Origin of the sequence: Sinisalibacter aestuarii (assembly GCF_027923545.1) — a bacterium.
In the GTDB taxonomy this organism is placed as follows: Bacteria; Pseudomonadota; Alphaproteobacteria; order Rhodobacterales; family Rhodobacteraceae; genus Sinisalibacter; species Sinisalibacter aestuarii.
Window position 1 is genome coordinate 26,782 of record NZ_BROH01000008.1, and the last position, 14,812, is coordinate 41,593.

Consider the following 14,812-nt stretch of genomic DNA (forward strand, 5'->3'; position numbering starts at 1 on the left):
ACGAGTTTGGAGAGGTTGCGGTGACAATGGCGATCGGGCGCTGGTTGGGCCTCGCACTGGCGGGCGCGGTTCTGTCGGGATGCATGAACGGCGGCGGCCCGTTTGGCGGCGGGACGGGCGGCACCGATGCCCATGCGCCGGCCAGCGTTCAGGTGATGGCGAAGAGCTTTACCATCGCCGGGCCGCGGGGCTTTTGCATTGATCCGGGCGGCACCCGCGACAGCGCGGAGAGCGCCTTTGCCATGCTGGGAAGCTGCGCCGTGATCTCGGGCAACCCGCGCGACGCGAAACCGAAGGCCCCGGCAATCCTCACCGCCTCGGTTACCCCGCTGAGCGACCCGCTGGACGACGCCACGCTCGACCGGATGACCGCCTATCTCGCCACCGACGATGGCCGCGCCGCGCTGGCGCGGGCGGATGGGGTGGGGGAGGTGACGGTGGTCGATCTCGGGCGCGAGGACGGGCTGGTGCTCGTCCATGCCCGCGACGGCACCAGCACCGGCGATATGGCGGGCGATTACTGGCGCGCGGTCTTCGCCACGGCGGACAAGCTGGTGACACTTACCGTCTCGGGCTTCCGCACCGCGCCCCTGAGCGACGATGCCGGAGCCGATCTGACGCGCGCCTTCGTCGCGGCGATCCGCCGGGCAAACCCGGCTTCCGCGCCGCCGGCGGCAACCGTGCCAGAAACCGGCGGCGGCGGCAGATTGGCATCGTTTTTCAATCGTTTGCTCTAAAGAAACCTTTTGTCTTAAAACTGGAAACAACAACCCCCAGGCGATTCCCGATCATGGCCCCTCTCTCTCTCGGATTTCTCAGTCGTGCCCTGCACCGCCGCGTGATGCGGCGCTGGGGGCATGTGGCTGACCGGGCCATGCGGATGCGGCTTTCGGAGTTGCGCCAGCTTAGGCTGCGCGCGCTTGAGTTGCGCCAGGTGCTCGACCGGGTGCTTTACGTGGCCGATAGCCGCCTCACCCTGCCGCTGATCGGCTCCAACGCCTTTCAGAAGCCGCTGCATTCCGACTGGGCATGGCGGCCGCAGCTCTGGCGCGGGCCGATCTTTCCCCCGGGCATCGCCGCCGCGCTCACCAAATCCACCTTCGGCGACGAGGTGACGCTGTTTCACGATTGCCGGATATCGGAGCTTACCGTGCGCCAGATCCGCAATACCCGTGAGGCCGACCTTGCGCCGTTCGGTCTGAAGATGGACGTGTTCAAGTTCGATGGCTCGTTCCTCTCGCTGGTGATCGACCTGCCGCCGGAGGCCGTGGTCGGGCTGAAGCGCAAGCATCTCGTGCGGATGACCTCGGTGGTGGAAACCGAGCATCCGCTGGAAATCTTTGCCCGGCTCAACGTGCGCCACGGCCCCAACACCGAGCAGATGGTGCGCGAGCTGCCGCTGGACAGCGACGAGATCGTCGTCGAGTTCGATCTGGCCTATACCAAGCTGAACGAGAAGCGGGTGGAAGCGGCCTGGGTCGATCTCATCTTCGAAGGTCCGCAGATGAATCAGGTGATCCTGCGCGATGTGAATTTCAGCCGCCGCCCGCGGGCCGAACTCTAGGAGAGGATCATGGCCGAGCTGCAACTGACCAAGACGCGCATCCAGGCCGGGGTCTGGGAAGGGGTGCTGACCGGCACCGAGGCGCGCCCCGAGATCGAGGTGAGCCATATGGCCCGCCCCATCGCCGGGGTGAGCCTGCGCGAAGACCCTGACCTGCCGGGGCAATTCCTCGTGCGGGTGCCGATCCCGATCGAGCTGCTGTCGGAGGGGGTGCAGACCTTTGTCATCACCGACAAGGCCACCGAAGAGCGGCTGGAGAGCTTCACCATCGTCACCGGCCAGCCGGTCGAGGAGGACTTTCGCGCCGAGATGGAGCTGCTGCGCGAAGAGCTCGACATGCTGAAGCGCGCCTTCCGCCGGCATTGCGTAGAGACGATGTGAGTGGCGGGGCCGGTTGTCGGCCTCTCATGCCAAGGGCTCGGCTCTGGCGGCACGCGTCCGGCAGGTATTTACAGAACGAAGAAGAGGCTGACGCCGCGTCGTGGATGACGCGCCCTGGCCCGCTCCTCTAGGGTCCGGCGCAGGGAGGATTCCATGCACGATTACCCGCACCTGTTGGCCCCGCTCGACCTTGGCTTCACCACGCTGAAAAACCGTGTGCTGATGGGCTCGATGCATACCGGGCTGGAAGAGCGCGGCGATTGGGGCCGGGTGGCGGAATATTACGCCGCCCGCGCGCGGGGCGGGGTCGGGCTGATCGTCACCGGCGGCATCGCGCCGAATGTGGAGGGGGCGGTGTTCCCCGGAGCGGCGGCGATGACGGGCGCGCAGGACGTGGCCAGTCACCGGCTGGTCACCGACCGGGTGCATGACGAGGGCGGCAAGATCGCGATGCAGATCCTGCATGCGGGCCGCTACGCCTATGGCAAGGATTGCGTGAGCGCCTCGCCGCTCAAATCTCCGATCTCGCCCTTTCCGCCGCGCGCGCTGGATGCGGCGGGGATCGAACGGCAGATCGCGGATTTCGTCCGCGCGGCGGTGCTGGCGCGCGAGGCAGGGTACGATGGCGTCGAGATCATGGGGAGCGAGGGTTATTTCCTCAACCAGTTCCTCGTGCGCCACACCAACAAACGCGAGGATGAATGGGGCGGGCCATACGAAAACCGGATGCGCCTGCCGGTCGAGGTGGTGCGCCGGGTGCGCGCCGCTGTGGGCAAGGATTTCATCCTGATCTACCGGCTGTCGATGATCGACCTCGTGCCCGACGGCTCCACCTTCGGCGAGGTGGTGCAGCTTGCCCATGCCATCGAGGCGGCGGGGGCGACGATCCTCAACACCGGCATCGGCTGGCACGAGGCGCGGGTGCCGACCATCGCCACCAGTGTGCCGCGCGCCGCCTTTGGTTGGGTGACCCAGAAGCTGATGGGGCAGGTTGGCCTGCCGCTCGTCACCTCGAACCGGATCAACAGCCCGGATGTGGCCGAGGGGCTGCTCGCCGATGGCGTGGCCGACATGGTGAGCATGGCACGCCCCTTTCTGGCCGACCCGGACTTCGTGGCCAAGGCCGCCGGGGGCCGCGCCGACGAGATCGCGCCCTGCATCGCCTGCAATCAGGCCTGCCTCGACCATACCTTCTCGGGCAAGCTCAGCTCTTGCCTCGTGAACCCGCGCGCGGGCCATGAAACCGAGATCCCCGAGATGCCGGCCGACACGGCGAAGCGCATCGCCGTAGCGGGGGCGGGGCCGGCGGGTATGGCGGCCGCGATCACGGCGGCGGACCGGGGTCATCGCGTTGTTCTGTTTGAGAAATCCGCCCGTCTGGGCGGCCAGCTTCATCTTGCCGCGCAGGTGCCGGGCAAGGAGGAGTTTCATGGGCTTATCCGCTGGTTCGAGACGATGGTGGCGAAGGCGGGCATCGAGGTTCGTCTGGGCACAGAGGCGCGGGCGGAGGATCTTGCCGGGTTCGACGAGGTGATCATCGCCACCGGGGTCACGCCGCGCGATCCGGCGATCCCGAACGAGGGCGGGCGGGTGCTGTCGTATATCGAGGTGCTGAACGGCGCCGGGGTGGGCAAGAGCGTGGCCATCGTGGGCGCCGGGGGGATCGGCTTCGACGTGGCCGAATACCTCACCCACGAGGGCGAAAGCCCGAGCGAAAACCTCGCGCTCTGGCGGGCTGAATGGGGGGTGGGCGACCCCGCGGATGTGCCGGGCGGTCTTGTCGCGCCCCGGCCCCATCCCAGCCCACGCCACGTGACGCTCCTGCAGCGCAAGCCCGGTGCGCCGGGCAAGGGGCTGGGCAAGACCACCGGCTGGATCCACCGGGCGAGCCTGCGTGCCAAGGGCGTGCGGATGATCGGCGGCGTGAGCTACGACCATATCGACGCGCAGGGCCTGCACCTGCTGGCGCAGGACGGGCCGCAGCTCGTCGGGGCCGAAACGGTGGTGATCTGCGCCGGGCAGGACAGCGCGCGGGGGCTTGCCGATGCGCTGATCGCCGCCGGGCGCCCGGCCCATGTGATCGGCGGCGCCGATGTGGCGGCGGAGCTGGACGCCAAGCGGGCCATTGATCAGGGCGTGCGGCTCGCGGCCCGGCTCTGAGGCGCGCAAAAGCGTTTCCCGGCCCTAACCAATCCCCCGAATTACCGCGCAATCGTCGCCTTCGCTCCACAGTCTTGCCCGAATTCACGGCGATACAATTCCGTGTTGGGGCGAAGACTGTAGAAAGATCAAAGATGGACCGACTGACCGAGATGGAAGCCTTCGCCACAGTGGTGGACCAGGGCGGTTTCACGGACGCTGCTAAAAAAATGGGGATCTCCAAATCCGCCGTCTCCAAGCACGTTTCGTCGCTTGAGGCCCGTTTGGGCGCGCGCCTTCTGAACCGCACGACGCGGCGCGTGAGCCCGACCGAGATCGGCCTTGCCTATTACGACCGCGCCCGCCGGGTGCTGAACGATGCCGGTGAAGCCGATGCGCTCGTCACCTCGATGCAATCCGCGCCCTCGGGCCTCTTGCGCATCTCGGTGGCCACCGATTTCGGCGTGAACCACCTTTCGCCCGTGCTGGGCGAATTCCTCAGCGAATTCCCCGACATCACCGTCAACATGGTGCTCAACAACCGTTATGTCGAGCTGATCTCGGAAGGGTTCGATATGGCCATCCGCGTGGGTGAGTTGGAAGACAGCTCGCTGCGCGCCCGCAAGATCGCCGAGACGACGCGCCGCATGGTCGGCAGCCCGGCCTATTTCCAGAAATACGGCCGCCCGGAGCGGATCGACGATCTCAACGAACACAAGCTCCTGCATTATTCGAGCCAATCCTCGGGCAATGTCTGGAAGGTTCCCGCGCCGTCGGGCGAAGTGCGTCAGGTGCGCACCGCCGGCTGGCTTTCGGTGAATGACGGCCAATCGCTGCTGAACGCCGCGATCGCCGGGCTCGGCATCGCCTATCTGCCCTCGTTCCTCTATGCCGACGCGATGGAAAAGGGGCTGGTGGAGGACGCGATCCGGGATCTGCCGCAGGATGTGCAGGGGATCTACGCCGTCTACCCGCCGGGCCGCTTCACCCAGCCGAAGGTGCGTGCATTCATCGACTTCCTGGTGAATGCGTTCACCGAGAAAGGCCCCGACAACTGGTAGGATCGGGGCTCTTCAGGCCGGATTTTCTACACGTCGCACAGAAACGCCGGGTGGTGGCAGCCACCCGGCGCTTTGCCGCGCGGGCCAGGCACTTTTCCCAATTCATTGTTTTTTCAGGATAATAGGTGATATGCTTGGGCTGTATCAGTGAGTCGACCCGCATAAATTGATGCGCCTATTGGGGAATCCCTTTCAAAAAACGAGGTATCTGAGATGTCTGCATCGAAACTCAATCGCCGTGAACTGACCGCCATCGTAGCCGGCGCCACGGCCCTGGCGGCGACCCCGGCACTTGCCGCGCAGCCACGTATGGAAAAGGCGCTGGCCCATTGCCAGGAGGCGCTGAAAGAGCTGAAGGCGGCCAACAACAACAAGGGCGGCCACCGTGTCGAGGCGATCCAGCACCTCGAATACGTGATCCAGGAGATCAAGCGCGGGATCGCCTACGCCAGCTGAGCCGGCCCGGTAGGGACCGCGCCCTATTCCGTCGAAATCAGGATGGCCTCCACCCGCCGGTTGCGGGTGCGGCCTTCATCCGTCTGGTTCGACGCGATGGGGGCGAGGTAGCCGATGCCTTCCGCCTCCAGTTGGGCGGCGGGCACACCGTATTCACCGATCAGCCGGTCCATCACCGAAGCGGCGCGGCGTTTCGACAGCGAGATATTGCCCGCAAGCGAGCCCTCGGCATCGGTATGGCCGACCAGTGCGACGCGCCTGGCGGGATGGTCGATCAGGTAGCTCGCAAGCTCAGACAGCGAGGTGAACTGGCCCGGCCCCAGCTCGGACGAGCCGGTGGCGAAGACCAGATCGGCCAGCACGAAGCGCCCCACCTGTTCCATCGCCGGGCCGATATCGGCCTCGATTTCGGCCGGCAGCGCGGTGCCGGGTTCGGCCTTGGTCGAGGTCATCGGTTCGACATCTACCGGCGCCGCCTCCAGCTCGCCCACCTGCACCAGTTGCACGAAGGCCGCCGAAGCCGACCGGCTGACCAGCAGGCTCACGTGATCCGGGGCGTTGCCCGCCTTGCTGGCCGACAGGAAGTGAAAGTCGCCGAGGTTCACATGCATGTCCGGCTCGCCGACCACTTCGGTGCCATAGCGGAAATCGAAGCCGCCACAGGCCTGAGCCTCGCATTCGAAGCGGATCGCATAGCCCTGGTCGATGAGCTGCTCGCGCAGGTTGAGCAGGATCTGGTAGCTTGAAAGCCCGGTGCCGCCGATCCGCCACGCCTGCCGTGTGACCTTGCCGGAAATCGCTTCCGCCGCCACGCCGCTGCCATCCTGCCACGGCCCCGTGGGCAGCGGATAGGTGCCTGCGGCTTCCACCGTCTCGGCGCGCAGTTCCGCGTCGCTTGGCAGCGAGATCACCGCAGCATGGCCGGCAAGTGGCGCGAGGGCCAGCATGGCGACAAAGAGGAGGGGAAGATGGAGTCTGACCAAGGTCATCTGGCCTGTGAGTGATAGGCGTCGTTCGGTTGCATCTCGGTGGCCGCGGCTACCCGGTTCGACATGTTGAAAAAGCCGGCGACATTGGCAATATCCCATATGTCGCGATCCGAAAACCCGGCATTTCGCAGAGGCTCACGGTCGGCGGCTTCCATCTTATGCGGCGTTTCGGTGAGCTTTTCGACGTAAGTGAGCATTGCCCGGTGCCGCTGCGACAGCTCCGCCGCGCGCCAGCTCAATGCCATTGCCTCGCCAAGCTTCGGGTCGCCCGACAGCTCGCGCACCGCCGCGCCGTGGGCGACGAGGCAATACCAGCAATGGTTTACCGAGCTCACCACCACCGCGATCATTTCGCGCTCAAGCTTCGAGAGGCCCGACTCCGCCAGCATCAACTCGTTATAGAGCGCGGTGAAAGCATTGAGCTTGTCGATGCTGAAGGCATAGGCGCGCAGCACATTGGGGACGAGGCCGAGCTTTTCGGCGCAGAGGTCGAAATACGCCTGGGTGTCTTCCGGCAGCGGGTCCACCGGCGGCAGGTCGAGCGCCATGATCTTGTCGGTCATATCAGGCCCCTTCCGGGCGAACGCGGTAATGGTAATGGCCGACCCGGGTCATTCCGATGCCGGCATAGAGCGGGTTGGCGGCGTGGTTGCCCTCGGTCACCAAAAGGCTCAACACCTGCGCGCCATGGCCCTGCGCCCATTTCGCCGCCGCGCGCAAGAGGAGCGTGGCCGCCCCCTGGCGCCGCTGCGACGGCAGAACGTGGATCGCGTGGATCATGGCAATGCCGTCATGCAGGCCGACATAGGCCGCGCCGCCGGGATAGTCGCCGACCCGGGAGAGGATCGCCGTTTTCTCGCAATCGGCCCGCTCCATCACCGCCTGGCGTGCCGCGCCGATACCGCCGTCTTCCCAGATTTCGCGGGTGAGTTCGAGCGGCGGCCACATCGTGTAGGCGGTCGCGCGCGGGATCGGCTCGGCGGTGAGTCGGGCCACGTCGATGGCCCAGATGTTCACCGGGTCGCGCATCGTGTAGCCGCGATCCGCCAAGAGCGCGTCAAGCTTTTCCTCGCCTTCGCGCACCTGAAACAGCCGTTCCTGCCCCAGCGCCAGCATCGCGGCCTCGGCGGCGGGCAGATCGGCATCGGTGACCGGCCAGTCTTCCGTGGCGGCGGATACCCGCTGGCCGCCGCCCTGACCGTCGCGGATCGTCCAGGCGCCGAGATGCTGGCGCGCGGCCGGTGGCCATGTCACCTCGCAAACCTCCAGCAGCTTCGCGGCATCGGGCAGGTGCAGGGGCCGGGTCATACGGTGGCTCCCGGAAAGAGGCGCCCGAGTTCGACCATCGCCGCGCTGACCTCGGCCCCGTCCTGGCCGCGCACGACGATATTCGCCCCGAAAACGCCCTGATGGCTGTACGGGTAGGAGCCGATTGACAGGCCCGGATGCCGCGCGGCGAGATCGCTCAGCGGCCCGGCGATATCGCCCTCCGGCAGTTCCACCCGCAGCGTCTGGCTGAGCAGTGGCTTGCCGCCTTCGAGTGTGGCGAGCAGGCCATCCAGCATCGCCTCGAAAATCTTCGGCACGCCGGCCATCACATGCACATTGCCGAGCGAAAAGCCGGGCGCGGCGGAGACCGGGTTTTCGATCAGCCGGGCACCCTCGGGAATGCGCGCCATTCGGAGCCGGGCCGGGGTGACCTCGCTGCCGCGCGCGGCGATGAACTCTTCGAGGATCGCGCGCGCATCGTCGCGCACGCCGATGGGCACCTCGAAGGCCGCCGCCACCGCATCGGCGGTGATGTCGTCATGGGTCGGCCCGATGCCGCCGGAGGTGAATACATGGGTGTAACGCGCCGACAAGTCGCGCAGGGCCGCCACGATGTCGGCCTGCACGTCAGCCACCACGCGGGCTTCGCGCAGGTCGATCCCGTGCAGCGTCAGCTTGCCCGCGAGGTGGTGCAGGTTCACGTCACGGGTGCGGCCCGAGAGAATCTCGTCTCCGATCACCAGCATGGCGGCGGTTGGATTTGGCATTGGCGCTCCCGGTCTTGTTCGTGTGCTCCAGATTAGAGCAGTTTCGCACTGGCTTGAACTGTTCTCTTTTCGCGGCTGCGGGTCATGGACCTGCCCGGCCAACCCCTGTAGCGTCGCCGGCGAAACAGCCCCGAAAGGACCTGCCATGAGCACATATGAAGACCGCCTTGCCGAGCTTGGCGTCACCCTTCCCGATGCGCCCGCGCCGGCGGCGAATTACGTGCCCTGGGCCATTGTCGGCGATCTTGTCTTCGTGTCCGGCCAGATCTCGATGCAAGACGGCGCTTTCATCACCGGCAAGCTCGGGGATGACATGAGCGTGGAAGAAGGCGCGGCGGCGGCGCGGACCTGCGCCATCGGCCTGCTCGCGCAGCTCAAGGCGGCCTGCGGCGGCGATCTGGACCGGCTGGTGCGGGTGGTCAAGCTGACCGGCTTTGTCAATTCCACCGCCGATTTCGGCGACCAGCCGAAGGTGGTGAACGGGTGCTCCGATTTCCTCGTCGAGGCGCTGGGCGATGCGGGGCGGCACACGCGCTCGGCGGTGTCGGCGGCGAGCCTGCCCTTTGGCGTGGCGGTGGAGATCGAGGGCATCTTCCAGATCGGCTGATCATGCTGCCCGAGGCGTTCCTGCTCCGGCCGCTCGCACATCGCGGCTATCACGACCTTGCCGCCGGGCGGCCGGAAAACTCGCGCGCGGCGATCGCGGCCGCCGTCGCGGCGGGCTATGGGATCGAGATCGACGTGCAACTTGCTGCCGATGGCGTGGCGATGGTTTTTCACGACCCGGTGCTGGGCCGGATGACCGGGGCGCAGGGGCATGTCCATGCCCGCACGGCGGCGGAGCTTGGGCAGATCCCGATTTCCGGCGGCGATGAGGGGATCCCGACGCTTGACGAGGTGCTGGCCCTGGTGGCCGGGCGGGCGCCCCTGCTGATCGAGATCAAAGCCCAGAGCCACCAGCGCCCGCGCGGCATCGCCTCGCTGGAGGAAGATGTGACGCGGGCGCTCTCTGGCTATGCCGGGCCGGTGGCGGTGATGTCGTTCAACCCGCAGGTGGTGGCGCGCATGGCCGCGCTTGCGCCCGGCGTGCCGCGCGGCCTCACCACCTACGATTTCGACGATGAGGAGACGCGCGCCCTGCCCGCCGATCTGCGTGCCCGGCTGGCCGGGATCGAGGATTTCGACGCTGCGCAGGCGAGTTTCATCAGCCACGACGTGGCCGATCTGGCCAGCCCGCGCGTTGCCGCGCTGAAGCGCCGGGGCGTGCCGGTGCTGTGCTGGACGGTCACCTCACCCGAGATGGAGACAAAAGCCCGTGAAGTGGCCGATAACATCACCTTCGAAGGCTACGCCGCCGCGCTGCCGGCTTGACGGCTCCGGGCCGCCCCGTTCCAATGCCGCCGAATGAGTGACGCGCAGATTGAAATCCGCCTGCATGACAGCCTTGCCGGGATCGCGGCAGAGGCATGGGATGCCTGCGCCGCGCCGGAGGGGAGCGCGCGCCCCATCGACCCGTTCACCACTCACCGCTTCCTGTTCGCGCTGGAGCAATCGGGCTCGGTCGGCCCAGGCACCGGATGGGAGCCGCATTACATCACCGCCCATCTGGACGGCGAGATGATCGCCGCCGCGCCGATGTATGCCAAGAGCCACAGCCAGGGCGAATATGTGTTCGACCATTCCTGGGCCCATGCCTGGGAACGCGCGGGCGGGCGCTATTACCCCAAGCTGCAGATTGCCGTGCCCTTCACGCCCGCCACCGGGCGGCGCTTTCTGGTCAGGCCCGGCCATGAGGCGCAGGGCATGGCGGCGCTGGTTCAGGGTGCAGTGCAGGTGGCGGCGGGCTCCGAGCTATCGTCGCTCCATGTTACCTTCTGCACCGAGGACGAGGCCATCGCGGGCGCGGCGATGGGCCTGATCCGCCGCCTCGGCACGCAATACCATTGGGAAAACCGGGGATATGCCGATTTTGACGCCTTTGTTGCGTCGCTCTCGTCGCGCAAGCGCAAGGCGATCCGGCGCGAACGGCGCGGCGCGGAGGCGTTCGGCGGCGAGATCGTGAGCCTCACCGGCGCCGATCTGCGCCCGGAACACTGGGACGCATTCTGGGGCTTCTACCAGGATACCGGCAGCCGCAAATGGGGCAGCCCCTACCTGACCCGCGCCTTCTTCGACATCGTGCAGGATACGATGGCCGACGATGTGCTTCTGGTTCTGGCCATGCGCGGCGGGGTGCCGGTAGCGGGCGCACTCAATTTCATCGGGCGCGATGCGCTTTTTGGCCGGTATTGGGGGCAAAGCGAATATCACCCTTTCCTGCATTTCGAGCTGTCCTATTACCGCGCCATCGACTTCGCCATCGCGCACGGGCTTGAGCGGGTCGAGGCGGGGGCGCAGGGCGATCACAAGCTTGCACGCGGCTATCTGCCGGTGGCCACCTATTCGCTGCACTGGATCGGCGATGCGGGGTTTCGCAAGGCGGTGGAGGAATTCGTCGCGCGCGAGGCCGAAGCGGTGGACGAGGATATCGAGATTCTCACCTCGATGGGGCCATTCCGGCGCGGCCCCGGTTGACCGGAGCGCGGCGGCAGCCCACATTCGGAAAAGCGAATATGGAGGAACGCATGAGCTACACCATCGACCGCACCTTCCCCGGTGCCGACTTTGAAGAAATCGACAAACGCACCCGCGAGGCGCTGGCCGCCAACGGCTTTGGCGTGCTGACCGAGATCGACGTGAAAGCGACGATGAAAAAGAAGATCGACAAGGATCTCGACGATTACCGCATCCTTGGCGCCTGCAACCCCGGCATGGCCTATCAGGCGATCGGGCTTGAGCCGAGAGTGGGCGCGATGCTGCCCTGCAACGTGATCCTGCGCGGCGTCGAAGGCGGCGTCGAGGTGTCGGCGGTGGACCCGCTGGCCTCGATGGCCGGGATCGACAACGATGCGCTCAAAGATGTTGCCGGCCAGGTGCGCGGGATGATGGAAAAGGTCGTCGCGGCGATCTGACGGCAGGACCGGGGGCTTTGCCCGTCACCCCGGAGGGGTGCTGGCGGCAGGACCGGGGGCTTTGCCCCGTCACCCCGAAGGGGTGCTGGCGGCAGGACCGGGGGCTTTGCCCCCGGACCCCCAAGGTATTTCAGGAACGAAGAAGAGGGCGGTCAGAGCGCCGCCAGCATCGCCTCGCCACCCGAGATTTCGCAGCCGCGCCCCGTTTCGGGGTGCCAGACGGTGACCACGCCGTCTTCGGCGGCCAGCGCATAGCGCTTCGAGCGGGCGAAGAGGCCGGCCGCTGCCGCGTCAAACCGCATGCCGATGGCATCGGCAAAGCTGCCATCGGCATCCGAGAGCAGGGCGATGCCCGCCGCCGTGGCGCCGGTGGCCTCGCCCCAGGCCTGCATCACGAACGGGTCGTTCGCGGCGAGACAGATCACCTCGTCGACCCCTTTTTCCTTCAGCCCCTCCATCACCCGGATGAAGCCCGGCACATGGGCCGAGTGGCAGGTGGGGGTGAAGGCACCGGGTACCGCAAAGATCACCACCTTGCGGCCCTTGAGCACGTCGGCAAGTGCCACCTGCTCCGGGCCTTCTGCGCCAATCCTCAACATGGTGGCTTCAGGAAGGCGATCTCCTACATCAATTGTCATGCTTTTCTCCTGTTCGCGTTGCATGTGGTCTGCCCCGCGCGATAGGCTCCCGCGGAAACAGGCACAAGGGAAAACCGATCATGAGCCAGGTTGTTGTAATCGGCGCGGGGCAGGCCGCTGCTTCGCTCGTCGCCAAGCTGCGGGGGCTGGGCTTTGACGGCGGGATCACCGTGATCGGTGAAGAGCCCGCGCCGCCCTATCAGCGCCCGCCGCTCTCGAAAGCCTATCTGCTGGGCGACATGGCGCTCGACCGGCTCTACCTGCGGCCCGAGAGCTACTATGGTGAACATGACATCACCCTGCGCCTGGGCTGCCGGGTGGAGCGGATCGAGCGCGATGCCAAGCTCGTCCTGCTCGATGGCGAGGCGATTGCCTATGACATGCTGGCGCTCACCACCGGCTCGGTGCCGAACCGGCTGCCCAACGCCATCGGGGGCGATCTGGACGGCGTCTACACCGTGCGCACGCTGGCGGATGTGGATGCGATGGCGCCGCAGTTTCGCGAAGGGGCGCGGGTGCTGATCGTCGGCGGTGGCTATATCGGGCTGGAAGCGGCGGCGGTGGCGGCCAAGAAGGGGCTGAAGGTGACGCTGGTGGAAATGTCCGAGCGCATCCTGCAGCGCGTGGCCGCGCCCGAGACCTCGGCTTTTTTCCGCGATCTGCACAAGGGCCACGGCGTCGATCTGCGCGAAGGCTGCGGGCTGAAAGCCCTGACCGGCGAGACCCGTGTGACCGGGGCCGAACTGACCGATGGCACCAGCATCGACGTGGATTTCGTCATCGTCGGGGTCGGTATCCGGCCCGATACGGCGCTGGCCGAGCAGGCCGGGCTGGAGATCGACAATGGCATCGCGGTGGATGAACAGGGCCGCACATCCGACCCGTCGATCTGGGCGGCGGGCGATTGCGCCTCGTTTCCGCAGGGCGGCGGGCGGCTCCGGCTCGAAAGTGTGAGCAATGCCATCGACATGGGCGAGCTGGTGGCGGCCAACATGACGGGGGCGGGCACGGCCTATGTGGCCAAGCCCTGGTTCTGGTCCGACCAGTATGACGTGAAGCTGCAGATCGCCGGGCTCAATACCGGCTATGACGAGATCGTCACCCGGCGCGACGGTGAGGCGGTAAGCTTCTGGTACTATGCGGGCGATACGCTGCTCGCGGTGGATGCGATGAACGATTCGCGCGCCTATATGGTCGGCAAGCGGCTGATCGAGGCGGGCAAATCGCCCGACAAGGCGGTGATCGCCGATGCGAGCGCCGATCTGAAACCGCTCCTGCGGCCGTGAGGATCATCGCCGGAGAATGGCGGGGCCGGGCGCTTGCAAGCGTGGGCAAGGGCGACAAGGGCGCGCATCTGCGCCCGACCACCGACCGGGTGCGTGAAAGCCTGTTCTCGATGCTCGCGGGCGGGCGCTTTGGCGATCCGGTCAGCGGGGCGGAGGTGCTCGATCTGTTTGCCGGTACCGGGGCGCTGGGGCTTGAGGCGCTGTCGCGCGGGGCGCGTCACGCGACCTTTGTGGATGACGGCCGGGCCGCCCAGCGGCTGATTCGCGACAACATCGCCAAATGCGGGGCCGGGCCGCGCGCCACACTGGTGACGCGCGACGCCACCCGGCCCGGCGCCAGCACCGGCGCGCCCGCCGCGCTGGTATTTTGCGATCCGCCCTACGGCAAGGGGCTGGGCGAGGCGGCGCTGGCGGCGGCGCTGGCGGGCGGCTGGATCGCGCCCGGTGCGCTGGTGGTCTGGGAGGAAAGCGCCGCGATCGCGCCGCCCGACGGGCTGACGCTCCTCGATCAACGGCGCTACGGCGACACGGTGATTCACCTGCTGGAGGCGGCGTGAGACCGGCGGCGGTTCTGTTCGATTGCGACGGCGTGCTGGTCGATAGCGAACCTGTCGGCCACGCATTGTTGCGCGACGATCTGGCGGCACATGGGCTGGAGATGTCGGTGGAGGATGTGCACCGGCTCTTCGTCGGTGGCACGATGGCCTCGGTCGCGGTGCAGGCGGCAAAGCTGGGGGCAGTGCTGCCTGAGGATTGGGTGGCGCGGCATTACCGCCGCCTCTATGCAAAGCTTGCCGAAGGCACGCCGCTGATTGCAGGGGTTGTCGCCCTGCTCGATGCGCTCGACGTTGCGGGCGTGGCCTATGCTGTGGGCTCCAACGGCACCACCGAAAAGATGACGACGACGCTGAGTCAGCACCCGGAGGTCTGGCGCCGGGTGAAAGACCGGCTTTATTCCGGGCAGGAGCTGGCTTGCCCGAAGCCGGATCCGGGGCTGTATCTGCACGCCGCGCGGGCGCTGGGCGCGGACCCGGCCGGTTGCGTGGTGATCGACGACAGCCCCACCGGCTGCCGCGCCGGGGTGGCGGCGGGGATGCGCACTTTGGGCTATGCGGCTGCCGGCAATGGCGCGGCTTTGCGCGCGGTCGGCGCCGAAGTGTTCGTGGCGATGGACGAGGTGCCGGGCCTGCTTGGGCTCTGAACGGGCGGGCGGAACCGGCGAGAGGGGGAAAACCGGCTGGCATTTCCCCC

General features: G+C 67.0%; 18 protein-coding genes. 13 read left to right on the top strand and 5 right to left on the bottom strand.

Annotated features, from left to right (window positions below; translation table 11 throughout):
• Positions 1–20 precede the first annotated feature (20 nt).
• The 6 genes from QMG28_RS13395 (at position 21) to QMG28_RS13420 (ending at position 5,601) form a co-directional block, all read left to right on the top strand.
• The gene (locus tag QMG28_RS13395; protein WP_281842821.1) at positions 21–737 is read left to right on the top strand and encodes a hypothetical protein; all 717 of its coding nucleotides are present in this window, start codon (positions 21–23) and stop codon (positions 735–737) included.
• Between the two features lie 53 nt (positions 738–790).
• The gene (locus QMG28_RS13400) at positions 791–1,564 is read left to right on the top strand and encodes a DUF6478 family protein (RefSeq protein WP_281842822.1); all 774 of its coding nucleotides are present in this window, start codon (positions 791–793) and stop codon (positions 1,562–1,564) included.
• A 9-nt stretch (positions 1,565–1,573) separates the two neighbouring features.
• Positions 1,574–1,945: a hypothetical protein gene (locus QMG28_RS13405; RefSeq protein ID WP_281842823.1), complete on the top strand. Its 372-nt coding sequence runs from the start codon at positions 1,574–1,576 to the stop codon at positions 1,943–1,945.
• A 153-nt stretch (positions 1,946–2,098) separates the two neighbouring features.
• Positions 2,099–4,105, top strand: coding sequence for an NADPH-dependent 2,4-dienoyl-CoA reductase (locus QMG28_RS13410; protein ID WP_281842824.1), 2,007 nt, complete (start codon positions 2,099–2,101; stop codon positions 4,103–4,105).
• Between the two features lie 134 nt (positions 4,106–4,239).
• Positions 4,240–5,145: a LysR family transcriptional regulator gene (locus QMG28_RS13415; protein ID WP_281842825.1), complete on the top strand. Its 906-nt coding sequence runs from the start codon at positions 4,240–4,242 to the stop codon at positions 5,143–5,145.
• A 213-nt stretch (positions 5,146–5,358) separates the two neighbouring features.
• Positions 5,359–5,601 carry a hypothetical protein gene (locus tag QMG28_RS13420; protein WP_281842826.1) on the top strand — a complete coding sequence of 81 codons (243 nt, stop codon included), beginning with the start codon at positions 5,359–5,361 and terminating at the stop codon, positions 5,599–5,601.
• A gap of 23 nt (positions 5,602–5,624) precedes the next feature.
• Here the strand turns inward: QMG28_RS13420 and QMG28_RS13425 are convergent, their stop codons facing one another.
• Genes QMG28_RS13425 through QMG28_RS13440 form a run of 4 tightly spaced genes read right to left on the bottom strand, consistent with a single transcriptional unit; the run spans position 5,625 to position 8,626 of the window.
• Positions 5,625–6,548, bottom strand: coding sequence for an OmpA family protein (locus QMG28_RS13425; protein ID WP_281842827.1), 924 nt, complete (start codon positions 6,546–6,548; stop codon positions 5,625–5,627).
• A 38-nt stretch (positions 6,549–6,586) separates the two neighbouring features.
• Entirely contained in the window at positions 6,587–7,153 is a 567-nt protein-coding gene (locus QMG28_RS13430) for a peroxidase-related enzyme (protein ID WP_281842828.1), read from the bottom strand.
• A gap of 1 nt (position 7,154) precedes the next feature.
• On the bottom strand, positions 7,155–7,898 hold the full coding sequence (locus QMG28_RS13435) for a GNAT family N-acetyltransferase (protein ID WP_281842829.1): 744 nt from the start codon (positions 7,896–7,898) through the stop codon (positions 7,155–7,157).
• On the bottom strand, positions 7,895–8,626 hold the full coding sequence (locus QMG28_RS13440) for a competence/damage-inducible protein A (RefSeq protein WP_281842830.1): 732 nt from the start codon (positions 8,624–8,626) through the stop codon (positions 7,895–7,897). Before QMG28_RS13440 ends, QMG28_RS13435 begins: the two co-directional genes overlap by 4 nt.
• A 145-nt stretch (positions 8,627–8,771) precedes the next feature.
• Here QMG28_RS13440 and QMG28_RS13445 point away from each other — a divergent pair, with 145 nt between their 5' ends.
• The 4 genes from QMG28_RS13445 to QMG28_RS13460 are packed head-to-tail and all read left to right on the top strand — an operon-like array spanning position 8,772 to position 11,637.
• Positions 8,772–9,233, top strand: a complete 462-nt coding sequence (locus QMG28_RS13445; protein ID WP_281842831.1) for a RidA family protein — start codon at positions 8,772–8,774, stop codon at positions 9,231–9,233.
• A 2-nt stretch (positions 9,234–9,235) separates the two neighbouring features.
• Positions 9,236–9,997, top strand: coding sequence for a glycerophosphodiester phosphodiesterase family protein (locus QMG28_RS13450; protein WP_281842832.1), 762 nt, complete (start codon positions 9,236–9,238; stop codon positions 9,995–9,997).
• 33 nt (positions 9,998–10,030) lie between these two features.
• On the top strand, positions 10,031–11,200 hold the full coding sequence (locus tag QMG28_RS13455; protein ID WP_281842833.1) for a GNAT family N-acetyltransferase: 1,170 nt from the start codon (positions 10,031–10,033) through the stop codon (positions 11,198–11,200).
• 50 nt (positions 11,201–11,250) lie between these two features.
• Positions 11,251–11,637, top strand: coding sequence for a DUF302 domain-containing protein (locus QMG28_RS13460; RefSeq protein ID WP_281842834.1), 387 nt, complete (start codon positions 11,251–11,253; stop codon positions 11,635–11,637).
• Between the two features lie 152 nt (positions 11,638–11,789).
• On the opposite strand, the gene QMG28_RS13465 is transcribed toward QMG28_RS13460, so the two are convergent.
• On the bottom strand, positions 11,790–12,275 hold the full coding sequence (locus QMG28_RS13465) for a peroxiredoxin (protein ID WP_281842835.1): 486 nt from the start codon (positions 12,273–12,275) through the stop codon (positions 11,790–11,792).
• A gap of 80 nt (positions 12,276–12,355) precedes the next feature.
• Between QMG28_RS13465 and QMG28_RS13470 the strand changes: the two genes are divergently transcribed.
• From QMG28_RS13470 to QMG28_RS13480, 3 genes are read left to right on the top strand one after another with little or no spacing between them, the layout of a single operon-like run.
• Positions 12,356–13,561 carry an NAD(P)/FAD-dependent oxidoreductase gene (locus QMG28_RS13470; protein WP_281842836.1) on the top strand — a complete coding sequence of 402 codons (1,206 nt, stop codon included), beginning with the start codon at positions 12,356–12,358 and terminating at the stop codon, positions 13,559–13,561.
• Complete coding sequence (rsmD, locus tag QMG28_RS13475) at positions 13,558–14,118, top strand: 16S rRNA (guanine(966)-N(2))-methyltransferase RsmD (RefSeq protein ID WP_281842837.1); 561 nt, start codon at positions 13,558–13,560, stop codon at positions 14,116–14,118. The genes QMG28_RS13470 and rsmD overlap by 4 nt, the downstream gene beginning before the upstream one ends.
• Entirely contained in the window at positions 14,115–14,762 is a 648-nt protein-coding gene (locus tag QMG28_RS13480; protein ID WP_281842838.1) for an HAD family hydrolase, read from the top strand. Before rsmD ends, QMG28_RS13480 begins: the two co-directional genes overlap by 4 nt.
• Positions 14,763–14,812 lie beyond the last annotated feature (50 nt).